Genomic DNA, 20,874 nt, shown 5'->3' with positions numbered 1-20,874 from the left:
CATGGCAATTGCACAGGAAAACATCGAACGGATCCAAAGAATGGAAGGTTATTTGAATGACTATGCCAAAACTTTGGAAGAAACCAAAAAAGCAGTGGATCAGCTAAGAGAGCATCAAGAAAGCTATATCCAACTGCGCGATTATTATAGTAGTCAGGCCTATTTTGATGATTTAGACTTGTCCAATCAGGCTGACTTTCCAGAAGATCTACCATGTGGTGTCTTGTCCGAAGATGTCGTCTATGATTTATTAGACGAGCATTTTCAGATGGGAGTCGAACTCTTGGAGATCGCAACGAAGATGATCAAAGAACGGTGAATTCATTCTTTATATTTTATCTTTCCTTAGGTGACGGCGGACGCTAGCGAACTTCTACGAAGTTCCATAGCTAATTATTGAGCCTAGGGTCTCAATAATTCCGAGTACCTGAAACAGCTCCTGTTTCAGGTACTTTTGTCACTGCGGAAAGAAAAATATGTAAATGATGACATAGAGAATTGTGGGATTACTTGACTAATTCATTGGATATTTCGACTGACTTATTAAAATGTAAAAGCAACTAACAGATACAAAAAAAGCCCCGGTTGCCCGGAGCTTTTTGAATGATTAGTGTGAGACACGGCGACGTGCTGCTTTTTTGCGGTTTTCTTCGATGAAAGCTGCTTTTTGTTCTTCTGGCTCGATTACTTTTTTCTTGAATGTGTAAACTGCACCTGCGACAGCAGCAACTGTACCAGCAACACCAGTAACAAAACCTTTACCAAATCCTTTAGCCATGAGAATTTCTCCTTTTCTGAACTTTAAATATTTATGTTATAATATATGGTAACGAAAAAACGTGAATTTTGCAAGGAAAAACGATGAAAACCAAGATAATTGTGATTGTGGGACCGACTGCTGTTGGAAAAACAGCTCTTGCGATCGATTTGGCGCAAGCCCTCAATGGTGAAATTATCAGTGGCGATAGTCAACAAGTCTATCGCAAGCTGGATATTGGAACAGCCAAGGCGACACCAGAAGAGCAAGCTGCAGCTCCCCATCATTTGATCAATGTGCGGGAGGTGACCGAGTCTTACTCAGCTTTTGATTTTGTAAGAGAAGCCAAGACTGCGATTGAAGAGATCACAGCCCGAGGTAAGCTTCCTATCATTGCAGGTGGGACGGGTCTTTACATCCAAAGTCTGCTCGAAGGTTATCATCTAGGTGGTGAAGTTCCTCATGAAGAGATTCTGGCCTATCGCGCTCAATTGGACGTGCTGTCGGATGAAGACTTGTACCAAAGAGTAGCGGAGCAAGGACTTGTGATTCCTCAGCTCAATCGCCGTCGGGCCATGCGGGCTCTTGAAATTGCGCATTTTGGGCAGGACCTCGCAAACGAAGAGACCGATTATGAACCCTATTTCATCTGTCTAGATGATGAACGGTCCTTGATCTATGATCGTATCAATCGCAGGGTTGATCGCATGCTAGAGGAAGGCTTGCTGGATGAAGCCCGTTGGCTCTATGATGACCATCCGGAGGTTCAGGCAGCTAAAGGGATTGGTTACAAGGAACTCTTTCCTTACTTTAAGGGAGAGCAGAGCCTTGCGGAAGCCAGTGAGATCCTCAAGCGCAATACGCGGCGCTTTGCCAAACGCCAGCTGACCTGGTTTCGAAATCGAATGGAAGTGACCTTTTACGCCATTTCTGCCCCCCACTTCAAGGAGCAGGTTCTTGCAGATGTAAAGGAGTTTTTACAGCATGATTGAAACAGAAAAAAAACAAGAACGCATCCTTTTGGTCGGTGTGGAACTTCAAGGCATGGACAATTTTGACATGTCAATGGAGGAGTTGGCGAGCCTGGCTAAAACAGCTGGTGGAGATGTTAGGGGCTCCTACACACAAAAGCGGGAGAAATACGATACCAAGACCTTTGTCGGCTCAGGAAAACTCGAAGAAATCGCTCAAATGGTCGAAGCAGATGAGATTACGACCGTGGTGGTCAATAACCGCTTGACCCCGCGTCAAAATGTCAACTTAGAAGAAATCCTTGGGGTCAAGGTCATTGATCGGATGCAGTTGATTTTAGATATCTTTGCTATGCGAGCTAGGAGTCATGAAGGCAAGTTGCAGGTGCACTTGGCCCAGCTCAAATACCTCTTGCCACGCCTTGTCGGTCAAGGGATCATGCTCAGCCGTCAAGCTGGGGGAATTGGTTCTCGTGGACCAGGGGAAAGTCAGTTGGAGTTGAACCGCCGGAGCGTTCGCAATCAAATCACCGATATCGAGCGCCAGCTCAAGGCAGTTGAAAAGAACCGGGAAACCCTTCGTGAAAAACGTTTGGAATCACCTGTTTTCAAGATTGGTTTGATCGGCTATACCAATGCAGGAAAGTCGACCATTATGAATCAGCTGACCAGTAAGAGCCAGTATGAAGCCGACGAACTCTTTGCGACCTTGGACGCAACAACCAAGAGCATCCATTTAACAGGCAATCTGCAAGTGACGCTGACCGATACGGTTGGCTTTATCCAAGATCTACCAACAGAACTAGTATCGAGCTTTAAGTCGACCTTGGAAGAAAGTAAGAATGTGGACCTCCTGGTCCATGTCATCGATGCGTCTGATCCCAATCATGAAGAGCATGAAAAGACGGTACTTTCGATCATAAAGGACCTGGATATGCTGGAGATCCCTCGCTTGACGCTTTACAACAAAGCAGATAAAGTAGCAGACTTTACACCAACCCAGACACCTTTTAGCTTGATTTCAGCGCGCTCTGAGACAGCCCGTGAAGATCTCCAGGCTTTGCTTCTAGAAAAACTGAGAGAACTCTTTGTTCCCTTTACCATTCGGGTTCCTTTTTCAAAATCTTATCGGACACATGATTTAGAAATGGTTGCGATCATTGACCAGCGCGAATTTGAAGAGGATGTCGAGGTCATTCAAGGCTATATCGCAGAGAAAAATAAGTGGAAGTTGGAAGAATTTTATGACGGATTACGTTGATTTAGCAATAAAATATGGAGGCTATACCAGCCTCGATCGGGTCTATCTGACCAATCTTTTAAGCACGATCCCTGAGGAATTGCGTCTCCGTGTGATTACGCCTCCCCCAAGTGTGATCAACGCCTATTTTGCAGAGCTCTACCAAAAGAAGAGCCCCAAGGAGGCAATGGATTATTTCTTGGACCTGAGCCGGGCATTTGACTTATTCACAGTTCAGCAAACCTTTGATGAACGAAAGCCCTTTATTCGCCTCAACTTGTCGGGTAAGTCTTATGGCTTGGCTTACGTAAATGAAGAGCTAGCCTGTGTCTTTGCTGAACATCCAGCAGAGGCTATCACTCCCGCCATTTTATTCGAAATTGCAGAGATCTTTCCACATTGTTTGGTCTTTGAAAAAGATGGCAAGATCTGCTTGCAAGAGGCTAAACCAGAAGGGGTCACTAAAACAGAAGCCCTCTCAGCTCTGACTGACTTGATGACCTTGGAGGATGGACGCTTGAAACTGTCGGGTTATAACCAAGAAGAGCTCCTCGAGCTAGCGCAAGCCTACCCAGGCAACCTTTCTTTCCGTTCAGAGAACCGGACGGCCATGATTTATATAGATAGAAAGTAGACAATGGACATTCAATTTTTAGGAACGGGAGCTGGGCAACCCTCAAAAGCCCGTAATGTATCGAGCCTAGCGCTCAAATTGCTGGACGAGATCAATGAAGTCTGGCTCTTTGATTGTGGCGAAGCGACACAGAATCAAATTTTAGAAACGACTATTCGTCCGCGAAAGGTTAGCAAGATCTTTATTACTCACCTACACGGAGATCATATTTTTGGTTTGCCAGGTTTCCTCTCTAGTCGGGCCTTTCAGGCCAATGAAGAGCAGACGGATCTGGATATCTATGGACCAGTAGGGATCAAATCCTTTGTGATGACTAGTCTTCGCGTATCAGGCTCTCGTCTGCCTTACCGCATCCATTTTCATGAATTCGATGAACATTCTCTAGGTAAGATTTTAGAAACTGATAAATTCACGGTTTATGCGGAGGCTTTGGACCACACCATTTTCTGTGTGGGTTACCGGATCATGCAAAAAGACCTCGAAGGGACGCTGGACGCAGATAAGCTGAAGGCAGCGGGTGTTCCCTTTGGACCGCTCTTTGGTCAGGTCAAAAATGGCCAAGATGTCACCCTGGAAGATGGGACTAAGATCATTGCAGCGGATTATATTTCAGCCCCTCGGCCTGGTAAGATTATCACGATCCTTGGAGATACCAGAAAGACTGATGCCAGCGTCCGCCTTGGAGTCAATGCGGATGTCCTCGTCCATGAGTCCACCTATGGCAAGGGCGATGAGAAGATTGCTAAGAAACACGGCCACTCGACCAATATGCAGGCGGCAGAAGTAGCGCGTGAAGCAGGGGCCAAGCGCCTTCTTCTCAACCACATCAGTGCTCGCTTCTTATCAAAAGACATCAGCCAATTGCGCAAGGATGCGTCCAGTATTTTTGAAAATGTCTATGTCGTCAAAGATTTGGAAGAAGTGGAGATCTAAGATGCGCACCATTCTCATAACAGGAGCAAGTGGAGGCTTGGCCCAAGAAATGGTCAAGCTCCTCCCTGAAGATCGGCTCATTCTTCTAGGTAGAAATCAAGAAAAACTGGAACAACTCTATGCTAGTCATCCTCAAGCTGAATGCATCGGGATCGATATCACTGATTCCTCAGCCGTCCAAGATTTGGTAGAAGAGCTCTATCAGCGCTACGGGCAGATCGATATCTTGGTCAACAACGCAGGCTATGGGATTTTTGAGGCTTTTGATCGCATTTCTGACCGGCAGGTGCAGAAAATGTTTGAAGTCAATACCTTTGCCCTCATGCAGCTTTCGCGCTTAATTGGTGCGCACATGAAGTCAGCAGGCAAGGGGCACATCGTCAACATCGTCAGTATGGCGGGGCTCGTTGCAACTGCCAAATCCAGCCTTTATTCGGCGACTAAGTTTGCAGCTATTGGCTTCTCGAATGCCCTGCGTCTAGAACTCATGCCCTTTGGTGTCCATGTGACGACGGTCAATCCAGGCCCCATTCGGACCACTTTCTTTGATCAGGCAGACCCAGACGGAAGCTATGTCAAAGCTGTGGATCGCTATATTTTGGAACCGGACTTTGTGGCCAAGAAGATCGTGAAGAACTTTGGAAAAGCAAAACGTGAGCTCAATCTGCCTTGGCTCTTGAACCTGACCCACAAGCTCTATACCCTTTTCCCACGCATCTCGGACAAGCTAGCTAGCAAGATGTTCAATTTCAAATAGGAGGAGATCGATGGCCGCGAATATTCAAGCCTATTTAGAAAACCTCCGGCAACCCTGGGGACAGATCTATTATGATATCCTTTTTGAACAATTACAGGACATCAAGGGAAAGCGAGTGCTTGATTTCGGCAGTGGTTTTGGCCTTGTAGCCAACCACCTGGCGCAAGACAATCAAGTCCTTGCTGTGGAACCCAATGAGGAAATGGTGACCTTGCGGGTCCAGGACCATCCCTACCAGCAACTCGTTGGGAGTCTGGACCAGATAGAGAGCTTTGAAGATGCCAGCTTTGATGTCATCCTCTGCCATAATGTCTTGGAGTATGTAGAGGATCGCAAGGTGATTCTAAAGGCATTCACTCGTCTCTTGAAACCAGGAGGCCTGCTCTCTATCGTCAAGCACAATGAGGTTGGCCGCGTTCTGCAGACAGTCGTCTTTGAAAATGATACTCAAAAGGCGCTTGATCTCTTAGCAGGTCAGGACTTGGAAACTCACTCCATGGGTTTGGCACAGGCCTATGATCTAGATAGAGCAGTAGACGATCTAGCCCTCGAAGTTCAGGACTACCAAGGGATCCGTGTCTTTTATGCCTTGCAGGACAATCGCTTCAAGGGCCAAGAAGGCTGGCGAGAGTCTATGCTCAAGATGGAGCTGGCCGTTTGCCAAGAGTCCCCTTACCGAGATATCGCCTTCTTCCAGCACTATCGGTTAAAAAGGAGTTAAGATGTTAGATTTTAAAAAAGAAATTCCAGCGATGACAGACCTAGTCGCACTTTACAGTTCGGTCGGTTGGACCAATTATACCAATAATCCAACCATGCTAGAAGAAGCTGTCAAAGCCAGTCTCTGGCAGTTGGCCGTCTATGATGAGAAAGAGCTCGTCGCCTACATTCGCTTGGTAGGTGATGGCCACTCGGTTATTTTTGTGCAGGACCTTTTGGTAAGACCAGATCACCAGCGCCAAGGCATTGGAAAGAAACTTTTAAAAGAGGCTTTAGCGACCTTCCCAAATGTCTATCAACGGCTCCTTGCCACTGAACGTAGCGAGAAAAATCTAGCCTTTTACCAATCCCTGGGCTTTGTTGAACTTTCCGAGCAATCCTGTACAGGGATGATCTATATGAAATAAAGAGAGTGGGACAGAAATCGGTAATTCGTAAGAATTCGATTTCGTCGTACCACCTCCGCACAGTTGAGTAGGGCTGTAAAAGCTGATGAAATCAGCGTAGTAGAGCCCACTCAACCACTGCGTCTTGCTCGACAATCCAAAGACAATTGAGAGGCTAGGACTTTTGTCCCAGCCTCTTATCTATTTGACTGACAAAAGGGGGGATTGATGGTAAAATGAGGATGAGATTAGGAGGAGATGGAATGAAGAAGAAAATAAAATGGGGCCTTGTCTTATGTTCGGTACTTATACCAGTATGTTTGAGTGCCTGCAAACAAGGAACTGTAGAAAAACAAGGTTCTTCGAATAAAGAAGTACAGAAGAAAATCGATCGAAAAAACATTCATTTTGACAAGACAGGACCTGCAGCAACATTTGATTGGGATGCAAAGAACAGTATCAGATACATAACGTTTGAAAAACTTCCACAATATATGAGGTCAGATGATAGCGATGGTATTTCAATATATGGACAGCAACCGAATGAAGTCTCTCTATCTGAGGAAGGAAGAGTTCAAAAAGCTTTGCAGGTCGTTGAAGGAGTCTATGTAGATCCAAGGGGAATAGACACAGTAATCAAGGCCAATGGGGCAAAAAATCAAGAGGATATGTATACTCGACTCTGGAACGATTATATTATCCCTAAAATTGAAAAAAACAGTAGTACTTTTGATCCAAATACTTATGTGGAATATCTTGGTGAGAAGTACCCCCTCAAAATATATGGTCCCATGTATTTGAAGCTCATGACGAATGCATTGAGCTTTGGAAAAAAATATGAATTAAAGGGCTATGCAGTTAAGGGAAACAAAGTATTCATTCGCATTCAGGCACCAACTTACTTCCCAGAGCTTTTATCGAGAGGGAATAAATATTATAAAAATCCTAATGAGTCAGATTTCAATCAAGCCTTCTATGATTGGCTCGATGAATTCCATCAAAGGTATGCTGAAAAAGAAATAAATCGAGATGATCATATTTCCTATATCATGCTTTCAACAGTTTTACAACAGTTAGTTAACAAAAATTTCGAGGCAACCTCATTATCCGGTTATGCTTATAGTAAAACTTCGCCTACGGAATTCACGGTTGAAATGGAAGTGACAAATCAAGGTGATGTTCGAATTGATTTAAAAAACTTGGCTATTCTCTTACAAATCCCTCAGCAAATGAAGGGGGATAATCAGTATGGTAAGCAAGATGAGAATAATATCTTTTGGACCATCCCATCTGGAAATAATAATGACGGACAAAAGATAAAAGAAAAATTAAAGAATTTTAATCCCAAAAATCCTGTTAAAAGTTATGCAATTGGAGAGCCAGTTGTATTTGCTAATGGCTTAGAAGTTACACTGAATAGTGTAACAGACGATCCAAATTTGGATGTTCAGGATGATCAAGACCGTATCGATACAAGGAAAAAACAACATCGATTGATCGTCGAATTCACCCTATCGAATACAACACCTCTCAGTATTGAAAATACTCCAGATTATACAAATGTAGATCTCTATGATGGCCATGGCAAATCTGCTTATATGCTGAATAATACTTTAAATTACAAACAGCCAACAGTCCTTGAGGCAGGAGAGTCGGGTAAATATAAAATTAATTATTTAACAGATGGGGATGGACCATTTACGATCGTTTATGGTGATGCAAAATGGGTCGTTCAAAAATAGTCATGTCATATAATAGGAACTTCTCAATTATCATTAGAATTTTCAATCGGTTCATAGGTTGTTCAGATATGACTGCTGTAAAAAATTAATCGATTAGGTCGGATTTAGCAAGGAGGTCAGGCTATGAAGCCCAACTATTTCAAACTATTCGCAGGAATTCCACTTATTCTTTGTTTCTTTCTTCTTTCCAGTTGTAAGATCATGAAACCGAGTGATTATAAAAAGGCGAAGGAAGTAGTCAGCAGTGAGCTTGCTAAAGTTGGTCTGCATGGGGATGTGACCATAAACAAACTGGATTGGACTGCTTTGGAAATCCCAACCTATCATGTGTCTTATACCTACTCTGAGAAAACCTATGATGGACAAACAGTGACATTAGAAACGGATACGGTGTTTCATAATGATTGGACAGATACAACTAGTGACCATCTTCCAGAGTATAAGGAAGCGTACTTGAAGCAGCAATCTGTCCAAAAGAAGGAGAAGGAAATTGAGAGTCAATTAAAGAAGCAATCTCTAGGTCTTCCTATTAATTTCTTTGGTTTTTTATCTAACTCCAACCGTGATGAGAAGGAGCAAATTCTAGATAGTATCGCAAGTCAAAATCTCAAAGAAGGGAAAAAGGACTTTGCTGGTTACTATCAAATCCCTTTTCAAACCTTAATCGATCAAGAATTAATCACTATGACCATTTATATAAAGGATGGTGTATCCGTTAAGGAAAAAGACTTAAAAGCAGCTGCAAAAAGATTAGATGCTAGCAAACTACCGGATGGTGCCTATGATTTCTACTATTCCAAAGGCAGTTATGCTGATTCCATCAGTTACTCATTCAAGGTTAAAGATGGGAAAGTTGTTTTTTATGAAGATCAAAAAGAGAGAGTAGAAAGCCAAAACTAAAGAAAGATCCTACGTATCCGATTAGAACGTTGGTCAATCTAATTATTCAGTATTTTATAGGGAGCCAGGACTTAACGTCTGGCTCCTTTATATTTGATTGAGATTTTACAAGGAAATTAGCTCTGAAGTCTATTTAATTTATAGGAAGAACAGATTAAAAAAGAGAACCTTTCGGTTCTCTCTATTTGTTTCAACTTCTATGAATGAGAGTAGAAGTTTCTTCGTTAGGGGGTTGATAGAAGTAAGGACTGTTCCTAATGATACGATTAGTTATCAGTCAATTTCCGTTTGATTCCAACAGCACCTGCTAAGACAAGAATTCCGGAGAAGACAAGTCCAGATGCAACAACTTCACCTGTGTTTGGAAGAAGCGATTTGCGACGTCCACCATTGTTTCCACCATTTGAACCTGGCGCACTTGGTGTCGTTGTGGTACCAGAATGACTAGGTTTATTTGGATTTTCTGTTGTAGATGAAGAAGTCTTAGGTTCTACAGTTGTAGTCGTAGTGGTTGTTGTATCTTCCTCACTACTATTATGATTTTCTGGTTCCTCTGGTGTTGTAGTAGGAGGAGTCTCAGGTGTTGTAGTTGAAGTAGTCTTAGGCTCTTCAGTTGTAGTTGAAGTAGTCTTAGGCTCTTCAGTTGTAGTTGAAGTAGTCTTAGGCTCTTCAGTCGTAGTGGTTGTAGTTGTAGGCTCTTGAGTCGTAGTTGTAGTAGTCGTAGTGGTTGTTGTAGTTGGTTTGTTTGATGTATTGACTACTTTAATTACGTTGTCTTCATCAATTTTCTCAACTTTAGAAGTGTAACCTTCTGGAGTGTTGGTTTCCACTACGGAGTACTCAATCTTCTTACCGTCTTTGATACCAGGTAAGTTAGTGAAATCAGCTTTCCAACCAGAATCTTTTGTTAGAGTTTTCGTCAGACCGTCTAATTTTTGACCATCAGCTACTAATTGAACAGTGATATCTTTACGGTCAGACTCTTCATCACCAACCCATTCTTTTTGAACAGTGACAGTTTTGTCACCGCTCACCCAGTATTTCAATTCAGTGTTGTTCCAGAAGGCTGGGTCTGTTTGAGGTGTTGTGATTTCATCAGCTGTCAATGTAGCATTGTTGTCAACGCGAATGGTTGTCTTAGGAATTAAAGTTTGGTATTCAACGATCAATTCATCACTAGATGCTGTTTTAAAGACATCACTGACATCTGATAAGTTTACGGTAAATCCATTACCATCTGCATCGAATTTCACATGTTTCCAGAAGTCCCAACCAGAAGCAACTACTTGTCCACCTTTTCTTAAAGTGAAGGATGGTTTTAAGTAAGTTCCCACAAAGAATTCATTTGCAGCGTGGTTTGCAGCAGGAGCAAAAGTGATTTTTGAGTAATCGACTGCTGGAGCTTGGATTTTATCTGACACAACAGGGTTTGTGATGGCTTGTTTCTTACCATCTCCATTGATACGGATGAACCATTTTGTTAGATAGTAGTCATCTCCAACATTCATCCATGCCCAGTTTTCAGATGCGTCTAATTTGAATTGCTTAGTTACATAGTCACCTGTAAGGTTGTACTTGTTCAACACAGATTCAAATACGCCAGGTCCATCAGGACGTGTGATGACAACGGATTCGGAACCAACTTTTGAAGTAGCTGTTTTGTTTCCAGGATTTCCTGGTGTGCTATCCCATTCTGCTTTGTATGAGAAACCACCCTTCACATTTTGGTTCATGGATTCGATTGCTTTTTTAAAGGTAAAAGTAATCTTTTTGTTTGTCATCGAAATGGTTGCGACTTCAGCTCCATTTGCTTGGAGTGATTGCGTTGCAACTTCAGTGATATTGACACCTTCTGGAGCATCAATGGTAAACGTATCGCCTTCTTTAACTGATTTACCAGTTAAATCCCAGTCAAATGAAAAGTTAACTTTTTGTCCATTTGCCTGAGCCTTTAAATTGGTAACAGTAGGTGAAACAGTGGCCGCGCTTACGGGTTTGATCACAGACAAGCCCAAGGCTACCACGCCGATGATAGCTACAAATGCAACTATCTTTTTATAAAGAGATTTCAATTGGCCTCATTTCCTTTCTTCGGCCTGCCCTTTCCTAAGTTTTTCTATATAGTGATATGTCCTAAAACAGAAAGGCTTCCAATTTCTACTCCATGAAAGCAGTCGCCTCAATCGAGATAGATCGATGAAATGTTTGCTACCTTTAATGTAATAAATGAAAACAAACCCACCGATAAAATCAGCTCAAACCCTCTAACTACGTTTGTTTAGATAGAAAAAACAAGAGAAATGACAAGCGTCGTAATGTCAAAATGATAATAAACGTTATAAATTTAACAGAATAATCATCCCATCGCATATTTAAAAAAGATTATTATCATCAATATTATAAGCTTTTATAGACATAAGTCAAGCTAAATGCAACAAAAATATAGGAAATTGTTCATTTTGTTCCAACCACTACCTGACCGTTTATTTCCCGCCATTTTTGGCTTTCATGATATAATAATCAGATAAGAAAAAGAGGAGACCAAAAGCTAGATGATCACTTCAAAATACGATTGGCAGTTAGCTTCGCCAAGTGCAGATGAGGCCTTTTTAGCCCTTGCCAAAAAAGCAGGCCTGGAAGCATCCGTAGCAACCTTGCTGTATGAGCGTGGCATTCAGACCAAAGAGGATTTAGAAGACTTTTTAGAACCCAAGTTAGAGAACCTTCACGACCCTTATTTGCTCCATGATATGGACAAGGCAGTGGAGCGCATTCGACGGGCCATCGAAGATTACGAGCAGATCTTCATCTATGGAGACTATGACGCGGACGGGATGACTTCGGCCTCTATTATGAAGGAAACTTTGGAGCAGATGGGAGCAGAGGTGCAAGTCTACCTACCCAACCGCTTCACAGACGGCTATGGACCCAACGAGAGTGTCTACAAGTACTTTATCGAGCAGCAAGGTATTTCTTTGATTGTCACGGTGGACAATGGCGTGGCAGGTAATCAAGCCATCGCCATGGCCCAGGCAATGGGAGTGGATGTTATCGTGACCGACCACCACTCTATGCCGGAAGTCTTGCCAGATGCTTATGCGATCATCCATCCGGAGCATCCAGATGCGGCTTATCCCTTCCATTATCTAGCAGGCTGTGGTGTGGCCTTTAAGTTGGCCTGTGCCCTCCTAGAGGAAGTACCAGTTGATCTTTTAGATTTGGTCGCGATCGGGACCATCGCTGACATGGTGAGTCTGACAGATGAAAATCGAATTCTGGTCAAATACGGCCTGGGGGTTCTCCAACATACCCAGCGCATGGGCTTGCAAGAGCTCTTTGAGATCGCTGGGATTCGTCCGGAGGATGTCAATGAAGAAACAATTGGCTTTCAGATCGCCCCTCGTCTCAATGCCCTTGGTCGCCTCGATGACCCAAATCCAGCCATCGAACTACTGACTGGTTTTGACGATGAAGAAGCGCACGAGATTGCTCTCATGATTCATCAAAAGAATGAAGAACGAAAAGAGATCGTCCAAAGCATCTACGACGAAGCCAAAGCCATGGTCGACCCAAGCTTGTCTGCCCAGGTCTTGGCCAAAGAAGGCTGGAATCCGGGAGTGCTTGGCATTGTTGCCGGTCGTCTCTTAGAAGAACTTCACCAGCCGGTTGTTGTTTTAAGTATCGAGGATGGACGAGCTAAAGGAAGCGCTCGGAGTCCTGAGACGGTCAATATCTTTGAGGCTCTCGATCCTCACCGGTCGCTCTTTGTCGCCTTTGGAGGACATGCCGGTGCAGCAGGGATGACGCTCGAAGTGGACCAACTACCTGCCTTGTCTCAGGCCCTGACAGATTACATTCGAGAGCAAGAGATAGATCTCAGCAGCAAGTCAAGCTTAGCCATTGACGAGGAACTGCTTTTAACAGAATTGACGCTTGAAACTCTGAAAAGCTTTGAGCGCTTGAGTCCTTTTGGCATGGACAATAAAAAGCCCGTCTTTCTAGTCCGTAATTTCAAGGTAGAAGGGGCGCGCTCGATGGGTGCCAGCAATACCCACTTGAAACTCAAAATTTCTCAAGAAGATGCGACCTTTGAGGTGGTTGCCTTTGGCTTGGGGAGCTTAGAGGCGGAGTTTGCCCAAGCGCAAGACCTGGAGTTAGCTGTGCAATTGTCAGTCAACCAATGGAATGGCCAAACGACCCTTCAGCTCATGCTGGTTGATGCGCGTGTGGACGGAGTCCAGCTCTTTAATATCCGCTCCAAAACTGCCAGTCTCCCCGCAGGTGTTCCGGTTCTTGATTTTACAAAAGACCTGCCAGATCTAGCGGGTGCTTCCGCTGTAGTGGTTGGAAATATCCCTGAGGATATAGAGTCCTTACGGCAAATTTTTCAAGAGCATGATTTCCAGGCTGTCTATTTCAAAAATGAGATCGCCAAAGCCTACTATCTGACAGGGTATGGGAGCAGGGACCAGTATGCCAAACTCTATAAAACTATTTACCAATACCCAGAGTTTGATGTCCGCTACAAACTGAAAGACCTAGCGGCCTATCTCAAGATCCAGCAGATCCTCTTGGTCAAAATGATCCAGATCTTCCGAGAGCTGGGCTTTGTGACCATTGAAAATGGCATCATGAAGGTCAATAAAGAAGCAGAAAAACGGGAAATCGCAGAAAGTCGCATTTACCAAAAACTCAAACAAACTGTGAAAGAACAGGAGTTGATGGCCCTTGGAACGGTTCGTGAAATCTATGACTATCTGACAGGACAGGCCTTATGAAAAAACACCTAAAAATTACTCTCTGCCTAATTCCCTTCCTGCTTGTTGCTCTTTATTGGTTGGGAATCTACCTAAGCCTAAAAAATCCCATGGAGGAGATTGTTTACTCTGAAAATGGTGGGATGATGCGAAATATGATTGTCAAGTCCTACACTCAAACAATCGGAAGTGAAGCTCCTTGGAAGGAAGATGAAGGATTTCAGACTTTTCCCTATTCTGATAAAATCGTTGGTGGAAAGGAGCATCTAGCTGTTACTATGTTTAGAGGCACTGCAGATTGGTTCTATATGTACAAATACAAATTAAATGAAAGTACCTCAGTTAATCTGATATTTGAATATAACGCCTCTAAAAAGATTTTTTACCAAACCGACCTCTATCTAACAATCGATGAAACAAGCTACGAGGGCCAACAACTCCTTGAACAACTTGCCACCTACGGCAAAGACCGCACGTGGCTTCGAAACCAAAGTAAGAAAGTTGCCGAGCAGTATATTCTTGGTACCTGGTTCAAAAATGGAAGCTCTCGTTATTCCCTGAAAAACTTGGGAGATATGAAAATCAAGTACAACAAATTGATAGAAGAGTAGTAAGTTTTTTTGGAATCCAATCCCACATCATTTTTCGGATGTGGGATTTTTGCATTTGACGCAGAGACTTGGGAAAATGATTTGGCAAAAATGATGCAAGTTAGTAGAATTCATGGTATAATGGAATGTAAAAATTTTTTATGAAAGAAAGTTAACCATGAATTTAAAAGATTACATTGCAAGCATTGAAAACTATCCACAAGAAGGAATTACCTTCCGTGATATCAGCCCTTTGATGGCAGATGGCAATGCTTATAGTTATGCGATTCGTGAAATCGTTCAATACGCAACGGATAAGAAGATCGATATGATCGTTGGTCCTGAAGCGCGTGGGTTCATCGTTGGATGTCCGGTCGCTTTTGAGTTGGGAATTGGATTTGCGCCTGTTCGTAAGCCTGGTAAATTGCCACGTGAAGTTATTTCTGCTGACTACGAAAAAGAATACGGTGTGGATACCCTCTGCATGCACGCAGATGCCATCAAACCAGGTCAACGCGTCCTTATCGTTGATGACCTTTTGGCGACTGGTGGTACGGTGAAAGCAACCATCGAAATGATCGAAAAACTCGGTGGGATCGTTGCAGGGTGTGCCTTCTTGATCGAGTTGGATGAATTGAAAGGTCGCGAAGCGATCGGCGATTACGACTACAAAGTTTTGATGCATTACTGATATAGTCTAATACTATAACTGGATACAGAAAAACCATAATTGAAAACTATAAGCTCCTATCATATAATGTTAGTTAAGAACTTGCACGATGGGAGCTTTTTATGCCAATTACACTAGATAAAAAATTACCTGCAGTAGATATTCTTCGTTCAGAAAATATTTTTGTCATGGATGATGTTCGGGCGACTCACCAGGATATTCGGCCGATGAATGTTCTCATTCTTAATCTGATGCCGACCAAGGTTGCGACAGAAACCCAGCTCTTACGGCTTCTTGCCAACACGCCCTTGCAGATCAATGTAGATTTCCTCTACATGGCCAGCCATGAATCCAAGAATACAGCGGCAGAGCATATGGAGAGTTTTTACAAGACTTTTGAGGATATCAAGGATAATTACTATGACGGCTTGATTGTGACGGGGGCGCCTGTCGAAAAGATGGACTTTGAGGAAGTGGACTACTGGGAAGAATTAACCCAGGTCTTTGAATGGGCCAAGCGTCATGTTTTTTCTACCTTACACCTTTGTTGGGGAGCCCAGGCTGGATTGTATCACCGCTACGGGATTCAAAAAGTAGAGCTCTGTGACAAGCTATCCGGTATCTATGACCAAGCAGTGGTGCGTCCTGATAGTCTGCTCATGAGAGGATTTGACGATCGCTTCCTTGCCCCTCATTCTCGCTATACAGATATTCCTTTGAAGGAAGTCCTTGAAAAGAGCAATCTTCAAGTGATCGCTCAGGGAAATGAAGTTGGACTTTCCATCATTGCTAGTCCAGACATGCGTGAGGTCTATAGCTTTGGCCATCTGGAATATGATCGCGATACACTGGCAAAAGAATACCACCGAGATGTCAAGGCGGGCTTGGATCCGGACGTTCCCAAGAATTACTTTGATGGGGATGACGCTAATACAGAGCCTCGCATTCGTTGGAATCTAGCTGCGACGACTTTCTTTAGTAATTGGATCAACTATGCGGTTTATCAAGAAACACCTTACCGCTTGGAAGAATTGGAAAAAGATATTTCATTTTATGGTTACCTATAAAGGGGAATTATGACATATTCACAAGCATTTAAGTATGGCAACTTGGTTCTTCCAAGTGCCTTGCTTTTTCATTATCATGAATTGTTTGACCAAGCAGATGATTACTTGGTTTGGCAGTTTTTCTTCCTTCAAAATACGACTGGCCAAGAGGCCTTAACTCCCAATCAGATTGCTAGTCATCTAGGAAAAACGGTGACAGAGGTCAATCGGATTATGTCCAATTTGACCACCAAGGGACTTCTTCAATACCGGACTATTGAGCTCAATGGCGAGATTGAAGCCATCTTTGATGCGACCATTGCCCTGGAGCGCTTGGATGAGATTTTAGAAGCCCAGACACAAGGGAAGGCACAAAGCGCGCCTGCGAAGGGAAATGTCATCAAGGACTTGGTGGAAACCTTCCAACAAGAACTGGGACGACTCTTGACACCTTTTGAAATTGAAGACCTGACCAAGACTGTGCGCGAGGATCAGACAGATCCAGACGTGATCAAGGCAGCCCTACGAGAAGCTGTCTTTAACGGCAAGCCTCACTGGAAATATATCCAAGCCATTTTACGCAACTGGCGCAGTGAAGGCATCAACAGCCTGGCCCAAGTAGAGGCGAAACTACAAGAACGTGAGCAAAACAACCCACGCAATGTGACCGTTTCAGACGATTTCTTGAAGGCCATGGATTTGTGGAAGGATTAAAAAAACTAGCACTTTATAAAAGTGCTAGCTGCAGATGGAAGGTAAAGTCTTCCTAGAAACTTTCCTTATGTGAGTACGGACGTCAGCGAACTTCGAAGAAGTTCCATGACTAATTATTGAGCCCCTTCGCTCTTTAATTTCTGGGCTCAGGCTAAAACAGTTTCCCAAACTGTTTTACTCTCAAAACTCCCGAGTGCCTGAAACAATAGTGTTTCAGGCACTTTTCTCACGGCGGAAAGTTTTTAGTTTATACTTGAATAGTTTTAAAAATAAGACATTATTTTTACTGAAACAAATAGGTTCTTAATTGAAAAATAATTTTTAACCATACAAAAAGCTAGCAGTCATATATTGCTAGCATTTTTCGTTTATAGATAGTCTGCATAGGCTTTTTCTAGTTTGGTAAGGAGTTTTTGTTTTTCCTCGTCACTAGCAAAGGAAGCCTGGATAGCATCGACATTGTGTTGGTAAAAGTCAGTTTCCTTGGTTTGGAAGTGCTGATGGTAGAGGGCATATTCCTTGGTGAGGTCGGTATCAGATACAGTCCGGTTATCGGTATTGATACTGATTCGAGCACCTGCTTCCTTCATTTTCAAATAAGGGAAATCCTCTAAAGTCGGCGCTGCTTTTGTCTGTAGGTTGCTGGTCAAGCAGAGTTCACCAGTGACCCCATTGTCAATAAAGGATTGGAGTAAGGCTGGTTCATGAGATAGAGCTGTCACGTGGCCATTGCGTTTGATACCAAATGCAATCGATTGGGCAACAAAGTGTGGGCAATGACACTCACCTGCATGAAGCGTCATGGGCCGATGGTAACTCTTGACTTGCTCGATTAAAGGTCGAATATCTTCTGGGGAGTAGTTGTGCTCATCCCCAGCAAAGTCAAAACCAACAAAATCCTGATCGCTAACTTGGTTAGCTTCTGCAAGAATGCGAGATGTGACTTCTTGATCTGACTGGCGCATGCCACAGACCAAGGCTTTTGCAACAATGCCAAATTCCTCCTGGGCTTGGCGTAGACCATCGCAGACAGCATCGATCGTTTCTGGGACTGTAAGTCCTTGGTCCATGGACAATTCTGGGGCAAAACGAACCTCGATGTAGAGGACATTCTCCAGAGCCGCTTGCTTAGCGACATCGTAAGCAGCAAGGGTCAAGGCTTCCTTGGTTTGAAGGAGGGGCCGGATGTAGTCAAAGGCCTCCAAATAGTCCAAAAGATTCTCACAGTGGGCAGGGGCAGTGACATGGTGTCTGAGCTCTTCATCGCTAGCAGGGAGGTCAATATTGGCCATAGCTGCCAATTGGCGAATAGTCGGAAGAGACAAGGAACCGTCTAAGTGACAGTGGAGTTCCGTCTTTGCCAAACTATGAAAATCGATCATGGACATATTTTTTCTCCTTAAAATGTATTTTTTCTATACTATCATTTTGCCAAGAAAAGTCAAGTAAAGCTAGCGTAGCAGATTTTTGAAAGTAACGCCTGGATTTGATATGCTAAGAGTAGCGAAATAAAGGAGAAGAAAGATGTCAGACTATCAATTACCAGAAGTATGGGAAGCGCCAAATCAAATGGGTGGAGCCTGGGGTAGCTTGAACCAACCAACAGCAGGTGCCCGCTTTGAACAAACTCTTCCAAAAGGCGACCAGCCTTTCCAACTCTATACTCTTCCAACCCCAAATGGAATCAAGGTGACTATTATGCTGGAAGAGCTCAAAGAGCTGGGAGTGGATGCAGGCTATGACGCTTATCGCATCAAGATTGGAGAGGGAGATCAGTTTGGTAGTGACTTTGTAGCCATCAATCCCAACTCAAAAATTCCAGCCATGTTGGATCAATCAGGCGACCAAGCCATTCGGGTCTTTGAATCAGCCAATATTCTCCTGTATCTGGCCGAGAAATTTGGACAATTGATTCCAGCAGATCCTGCTAAACGGACCGAAGTGCTTAACTGGCTCTTCTGGCAGACAGGGGCTGCGCCATTTTTAGGTGGAGGCTTTGGACATTTCTTCCACTACGCACCTGAAAAAATCGAGTATGCCATCAACCGCTTTGCCATGGAAGCCAAACGCCAATTGGACCTACTGGACAAAGAATTGGCTACAAAACCTTATATTGCAGGAGATGACTACACCATTGCGGATATTGCCATCTGGTCTTGGTATGGCCGTCTAGCTCAAGACAAGGTCTGGGATCGTGCGGGAATTTTCCTAGATGTGAAGGAATACAAGCATTTGCAGGCTTGGACAGAGAAAATCTCCAATCGCCCAGCTGTGAAACGTGGCTTGGAAGTAAGCTATAAGGAAATTAACTAAAGTCTAGTATCGGCTTGTTGAGGATGATAGCGAGAGTTTCCGCCGTGAGTATAGCACATGAAACGTATAAGTTTCATGTGCCCGGAAGTTTTGAGACATTAGACTCAAAACTTAGTCATGGAATTTCTTCGAAGTTCGCTGACGTCCGGACTCACCTAAGGAAAGTCTAAATAATACCTTTCCATAATAGACAAGGCGCCGTTGCGCCTTTTTTTAATGGTGCAAACATGGTATACTAAAGGGTGGAATAAAAGTTTAGAAAGTAGCACATGGAATTTACAAAATTATCAAATCGCTTGGACTTGGTGGCTAGTTTCGTCCCAGCTGGGGCGCGTCTGTTGGATGTGGGGAGTGACCATGCTTATCTCCCAATCGCCCTCTTACAAGAAGGCAAGATTGAGGCTGCTATTGCTGGTGAAGTGGTTGAGGGACCTTATCAATCTGCCCTCCAAAATGTTGCGGATAATGGCTTAGAAGACAAGATCGAAGTCCGCCTGGCCAATGGCTTGGCTGCCTTTGAACCAGCAGACGGCATTTCCTGTATCACTATTGCTGGCATGGGAGGACGCTTGATTGCAGATATCCTAGCGGCAGGTCTTGAGAAATTAGCCAATGTCTCTCGCTTGGTTCTACAGCCCAATAATCGGGAAGATGAACTGCGGGCTTGGTTGGTAAACCATGATTTCCGCATTGTTGATGAAGCCATCTTGGAAGAAAATGAGAAGTTCTATGAGATCCTCGTGGTGGAACAGGGTTCTCAAGAGTTGACAGCCAAGGAACTGCGTTTTGGTCCCTATTTGATGCGGGAACAAGCTCCAGCCTTTGTCCAAAAGTGGTCCAAGGAAGTGGAGAAATTAGCCTTTGCCTTGGAGCAGGTCCCTGTCGAGAATCAATCTGCCAGAGCATCGTTAGAAGAGCGCATCGCTCACATCAAGGAGGTTCTACATGTTAGCAAGTGAAGTCATCAAACGCTATGAAGCCTACTGTCCTCAGGAACTATCCATGGACGGAGATGTCCGTGGGCTACAGGTCGGCACTTTGCAAAAAGACATCCATAAGGTCATGGTGGCCTTAGATATCCGCGAGCAGACGGTGGCGGAAGCTATCGCTCATGGGGTGGACTTGATCATCGTCAAGCACGCGCCGATTTTCCGTCCCATCAAGGATTTGGTAGCTGATCGGGCTCAAAATCAGATCTATATCAATTTGATCAAGCATGATATCGCAGTCTACGTCAGCCATACCAATATTGACATTGTCCCAGATGGTCTCAACGATTGGTTCTGCCAGCTCTTGGACATTGAAAATACAGAGCCCCTCAGTTTGACGAGAGAAGGGCTCGGAATTGGTCGCATCGGTCGGGTAGCTACTCAAACCTTTGGCCAGTTGGCTAGCAAGGTCAAAGAAACCTTTGGCTTAGATGCTTTGCGCTTGGTCAGTTATGATCAGGCTGACCTGGATCGGGTCATTGAGTGCGTCGCCATCTGTGGAGGAAGTGGCCAGTCCTTTTACAAGGATGCTCTCGCCAGGGGAGCAGAGGTCTATATCACAGGAGATATCTACTATCACACGGCTCAGGACATGCTGAGCGATGGTCTCCTGGCCTTGGATCCAGGACACCATATCGAAGTTCTTTTTGTGTCAAAATTAGTAGAAAAGCTCAATCAGTGGAAGGCTGAAGAAGTGTGGGAGATTGAGGTGATTGGCAGTCAAGCCAGCACCAATCCTTTTTATCATATCTAAG

21 protein-coding genes are annotated in these 20,874 nt (G+C 43.9%); 18 read left to right on the top strand and 3 right to left on the bottom strand.

The annotated features are described in order from the left end of the window. Window position 1: 1 nt before the first annotated feature. Window positions 2–319: a DUF4298 domain-containing protein gene (locus GMC92_RS03855; RefSeq protein WP_155199780.1), complete on the top strand. Its 318-nt coding sequence runs from the start codon at window positions 2–4 to the stop codon at window positions 317–319. Between the two features lie 288 nt (window positions 320–607). On the opposite strand, the gene GMC92_RS03850 is transcribed toward GMC92_RS03855, so the two are convergent. Further along, the gene (locus GMC92_RS03850) at window positions 608–778 is read right to left on the bottom strand and encodes a DUF3042 family protein (protein ID WP_003002781.1); all 171 of its coding nucleotides are present in this window, start codon (window positions 776–778) and stop codon (window positions 608–610) included. A gap of 83 nt (window positions 779–861) precedes the next feature. Between GMC92_RS03850 and miaA the strand changes: the two genes are divergently transcribed. The 9 genes from miaA (at window position 862) to GMC92_RS10830 (ending at window position 9,040) form a co-directional block, all read left to right on the top strand. Beyond that, window positions 862–1,749 carry a tRNA (adenosine(37)-N6)-dimethylallyltransferase MiaA gene (gene miaA, locus GMC92_RS03845; protein WP_155199779.1) on the top strand — a complete coding sequence of 296 codons (888 nt, stop codon included), beginning with the start codon at window positions 862–864 and terminating at the stop codon, window positions 1,747–1,749. Then, on the top strand, window positions 1,742–2,989 hold the full coding sequence (gene hflX / locus GMC92_RS03840; protein WP_070588854.1) for a GTPase HflX: 1,248 nt from the start codon (window positions 1,742–1,744) through the stop codon (window positions 2,987–2,989). Before miaA ends, hflX begins: the two co-directional genes overlap by 8 nt. Continuing rightward, entirely contained in the window at window positions 2,973–3,602 is a 630-nt protein-coding gene (locus tag GMC92_RS03835; RefSeq protein WP_049472331.1) for a cystathionine beta-lyase, read from the top strand. Before hflX ends, GMC92_RS03835 begins: the two co-directional genes overlap by 17 nt. A gap of 3 nt (window positions 3,603–3,605) precedes the next feature. Next, window positions 3,606–4,535: a ribonuclease Z gene (gene rnz, locus GMC92_RS03830; RefSeq protein ID WP_003011107.1), complete on the top strand. Its 930-nt coding sequence runs from the start codon at window positions 3,606–3,608 to the stop codon at window positions 4,533–4,535. A gap of 1 nt (window position 4,536) precedes the next feature. Beyond that, entirely contained in the window at window positions 4,537–5,292 is a 756-nt protein-coding gene (locus GMC92_RS03825; protein ID WP_155199778.1) for an SDR family NAD(P)-dependent oxidoreductase, read from the top strand. A gap of 10 nt (window positions 5,293–5,302) precedes the next feature. Further along, on the top strand, window positions 5,303–6,013 hold the full coding sequence (locus tag GMC92_RS03820) for a class I SAM-dependent methyltransferase (RefSeq protein ID WP_155199777.1): 711 nt from the start codon (window positions 5,303–5,305) through the stop codon (window positions 6,011–6,013). Between the two features lies 1 nt (window position 6,014). Beyond that, window positions 6,015–6,419 carry a GNAT family N-acetyltransferase gene (locus GMC92_RS03815; RefSeq protein WP_155199776.1) on the top strand — a complete coding sequence of 135 codons (405 nt, stop codon included), beginning with the start codon at window positions 6,015–6,017 and terminating at the stop codon, window positions 6,417–6,419. 242 nt (window positions 6,420–6,661) lie between these two features. After that, window positions 6,662–8,140: a hypothetical protein gene (locus GMC92_RS03810; protein ID WP_241672883.1), complete on the top strand. Its 1,479-nt coding sequence runs from the start codon at window positions 6,662–6,664 to the stop codon at window positions 8,138–8,140. A 123-nt stretch (window positions 8,141–8,263) separates the two neighbouring features. Next, window positions 8,264–9,040, top strand: coding sequence for a hypothetical protein (locus tag GMC92_RS10830; protein ID WP_241672882.1), 777 nt, complete (start codon window positions 8,264–8,266; stop codon window positions 9,038–9,040). 266 nt (window positions 9,041–9,306) lie between these two features. Here the strand turns inward: GMC92_RS10830 and GMC92_RS03795 are convergent, their stop codons facing one another. Further along, complete coding sequence (locus GMC92_RS03795; RefSeq protein WP_155199773.1) at window positions 9,307–11,112, bottom strand: Ig-like domain-containing protein; 1,806 nt, start codon at window positions 11,110–11,112, stop codon at window positions 9,307–9,309. Between the two features lie 480 nt (window positions 11,113–11,592). Here GMC92_RS03795 and recJ point away from each other — a divergent pair, with 480 nt between their 5' ends. The 5 genes from recJ to GMC92_RS03770 all read left to right on the top strand — a co-directional run bounded on the left by recJ (window position 11,593) and on the right by GMC92_RS03770 (window position 16,817). After that, on the top strand, window positions 11,593–13,818 hold the full coding sequence (gene recJ / locus GMC92_RS03790; protein ID WP_155199772.1) for a single-stranded-DNA-specific exonuclease RecJ: 2,226 nt from the start codon (window positions 11,593–11,595) through the stop codon (window positions 13,816–13,818). Then, entirely contained in the window at window positions 13,815–14,408 is a 594-nt protein-coding gene (locus GMC92_RS03785) for a TipC family immunity protein (RefSeq protein WP_155199771.1), read from the top strand. The genes recJ and GMC92_RS03785 overlap by 4 nt, the downstream gene beginning before the upstream one ends. A gap of 157 nt (window positions 14,409–14,565) precedes the next feature. Then, window positions 14,566–15,078: an adenine phosphoribosyltransferase gene (locus GMC92_RS03780; RefSeq protein ID WP_045759627.1), complete on the top strand. Its 513-nt coding sequence runs from the start codon at window positions 14,566–14,568 to the stop codon at window positions 15,076–15,078. A gap of 101 nt (window positions 15,079–15,179) precedes the next feature. Further along, window positions 15,180–16,124 (top strand): homoserine O-acetyltransferase MetA, encoded by a 945-nt coding sequence (gene metA, locus GMC92_RS03775; protein ID WP_155124784.1) that lies wholly within the window; start codon window positions 15,180–15,182, stop codon window positions 16,122–16,124. A 9-nt stretch (window positions 16,125–16,133) separates the two neighbouring features. Beyond that, complete coding sequence (locus tag GMC92_RS03770; RefSeq protein WP_155199770.1) at window positions 16,134–16,817, top strand: DnaD domain-containing protein; 684 nt, start codon at window positions 16,134–16,136, stop codon at window positions 16,815–16,817. Window positions 16,818–17,185: 368 nt separating this feature from the next. On the opposite strand, the gene add is transcribed toward GMC92_RS03770, so the two are convergent. Next, window positions 17,186–18,205, bottom strand: a complete 1,020-nt coding sequence (gene add, locus GMC92_RS03765; RefSeq protein ID WP_155199769.1) for an adenosine deaminase — start codon at window positions 18,203–18,205, stop codon at window positions 17,186–17,188. Window positions 18,206–18,341: 136 nt separating this feature from the next. Here add and yghU point away from each other — a divergent pair, with 136 nt between their 5' ends. The 3 genes from yghU to GMC92_RS03750 all read left to right on the top strand — a co-directional run bounded on the left by yghU (window position 18,342) and on the right by GMC92_RS03750 (window position 20,873). Continuing rightward, the gene (yghU, locus tag GMC92_RS03760; protein ID WP_155199768.1) at window positions 18,342–19,130 is read left to right on the top strand and encodes a glutathione-dependent disulfide-bond oxidoreductase; all 789 of its coding nucleotides are present in this window, start codon (window positions 18,342–18,344) and stop codon (window positions 19,128–19,130) included. A gap of 269 nt (window positions 19,131–19,399) precedes the next feature. Further along, a complete protein-coding gene (locus tag GMC92_RS03755) occupies window positions 19,400–20,089 on the top strand; it encodes a tRNA (adenine(22)-N(1))-methyltransferase (RefSeq protein WP_155199767.1) in 690 nt (229 codons plus the stop codon). Continuing rightward, the gene (locus GMC92_RS03750) at window positions 20,076–20,873 is read left to right on the top strand and encodes a Nif3-like dinuclear metal center hexameric protein (protein ID WP_155199766.1); all 798 of its coding nucleotides are present in this window, start codon (window positions 20,076–20,078) and stop codon (window positions 20,871–20,873) included. Before GMC92_RS03755 ends, GMC92_RS03750 begins: the two co-directional genes overlap by 14 nt. The last annotated feature ends 1 nt before the right edge of the window (window position 20,874 follow it).

It is taken from the genome of Streptococcus parasanguinis (genome assembly GCF_009717775.1).
GTDB classification, from domain to species: Bacteria; Bacillota; Bacilli; order Lactobacillales; family Streptococcaceae; genus Streptococcus; species Streptococcus parasanguinis_AG.
The sequence above is the reverse complement of the archived record's forward strand: the minus strand, read 5'-3'. Positions and strand labels throughout refer to the sequence as shown.

Bases quoted from the DNA above. Each gene is read 5' to 3' on its own strand.
- GMC92_RS03855 (WP_155199780.1), top strand. From the start codon at position 2: ATGGCAATTGCACAGGAAAACATCGAACGGATCCAAAGAATGGAAGGT.
- GMC92_RS03850 (WP_003002781.1), bottom strand. From the start codon at position 778: ATGGCTAAAGGATTTGGTAAAGGTTTTGTTACTGGTGTTGCTGGTACA.
- miaA (WP_155199779.1), top strand. From the start codon at position 862: ATGAAAACCAAGATAATTGTGATTGTGGGACCGACTGCTGTTGGAAAA.
- hflX (WP_070588854.1), top strand. From the start codon at position 1,742: ATGATTGAAACAGAAAAAAAACAAGAACGCATCCTTTTGGTCGGTGTG.
- GMC92_RS03835 (WP_049472331.1), top strand. From the start codon at position 2,973: ATGACGGATTACGTTGATTTAGCAATAAAATATGGAGGCTATACCAGC.
- rnz (WP_003011107.1), top strand. From the start codon at position 3,606: ATGGACATTCAATTTTTAGGAACGGGAGCTGGGCAACCCTCAAAAGCC.
- GMC92_RS03825 (WP_155199778.1), top strand. From the start codon at position 4,537: ATGCGCACCATTCTCATAACAGGAGCAAGTGGAGGCTTGGCCCAAGAA.
- GMC92_RS03820 (WP_155199777.1), top strand. From the start codon at position 5,303: ATGGCCGCGAATATTCAAGCCTATTTAGAAAACCTCCGGCAACCCTGG.
- GMC92_RS03815 (WP_155199776.1), top strand. From the start codon at position 6,015: ATGTTAGATTTTAAAAAAGAAATTCCAGCGATGACAGACCTAGTCGCA.
- GMC92_RS03810 (WP_241672883.1), top strand. From the start codon at position 6,662: ATGAAGAAGAAAATAAAATGGGGCCTTGTCTTATGTTCGGTACTTATA.
- GMC92_RS10830 (WP_241672882.1), top strand. From the start codon at position 8,264: ATGAAGCCCAACTATTTCAAACTATTCGCAGGAATTCCACTTATTCTT.
- recJ (WP_155199772.1), top strand. From the start codon at position 11,593: ATGATCACTTCAAAATACGATTGGCAGTTAGCTTCGCCAAGTGCAGAT.
- GMC92_RS03785 (WP_155199771.1), top strand. From the start codon at position 13,815: ATGAAAAAACACCTAAAAATTACTCTCTGCCTAATTCCCTTCCTGCTT.
- GMC92_RS03780 (WP_045759627.1), top strand. From the start codon at position 14,566: ATGAATTTAAAAGATTACATTGCAAGCATTGAAAACTATCCACAAGAA.
- metA (WP_155124784.1), top strand. From the start codon at position 15,180: ATGCCAATTACACTAGATAAAAAATTACCTGCAGTAGATATTCTTCGT.
- GMC92_RS03770 (WP_155199770.1), top strand. From the start codon at position 16,134: ATGACATATTCACAAGCATTTAAGTATGGCAACTTGGTTCTTCCAAGT.
- add (WP_155199769.1), bottom strand. From the start codon at position 18,205: ATGTCCATGATCGATTTTCATAGTTTGGCAAAGACGGAACTCCACTGT.
- yghU (WP_155199768.1), top strand. From the start codon at position 18,342: ATGTCAGACTATCAATTACCAGAAGTATGGGAAGCGCCAAATCAAATG.
- GMC92_RS03755 (WP_155199767.1), top strand. From the start codon at position 19,400: ATGGAATTTACAAAATTATCAAATCGCTTGGACTTGGTGGCTAGTTTC.
- GMC92_RS03750 (WP_155199766.1), top strand. From the start codon at position 20,076: ATGTTAGCAAGTGAAGTCATCAAACGCTATGAAGCCTACTGTCCTCAG.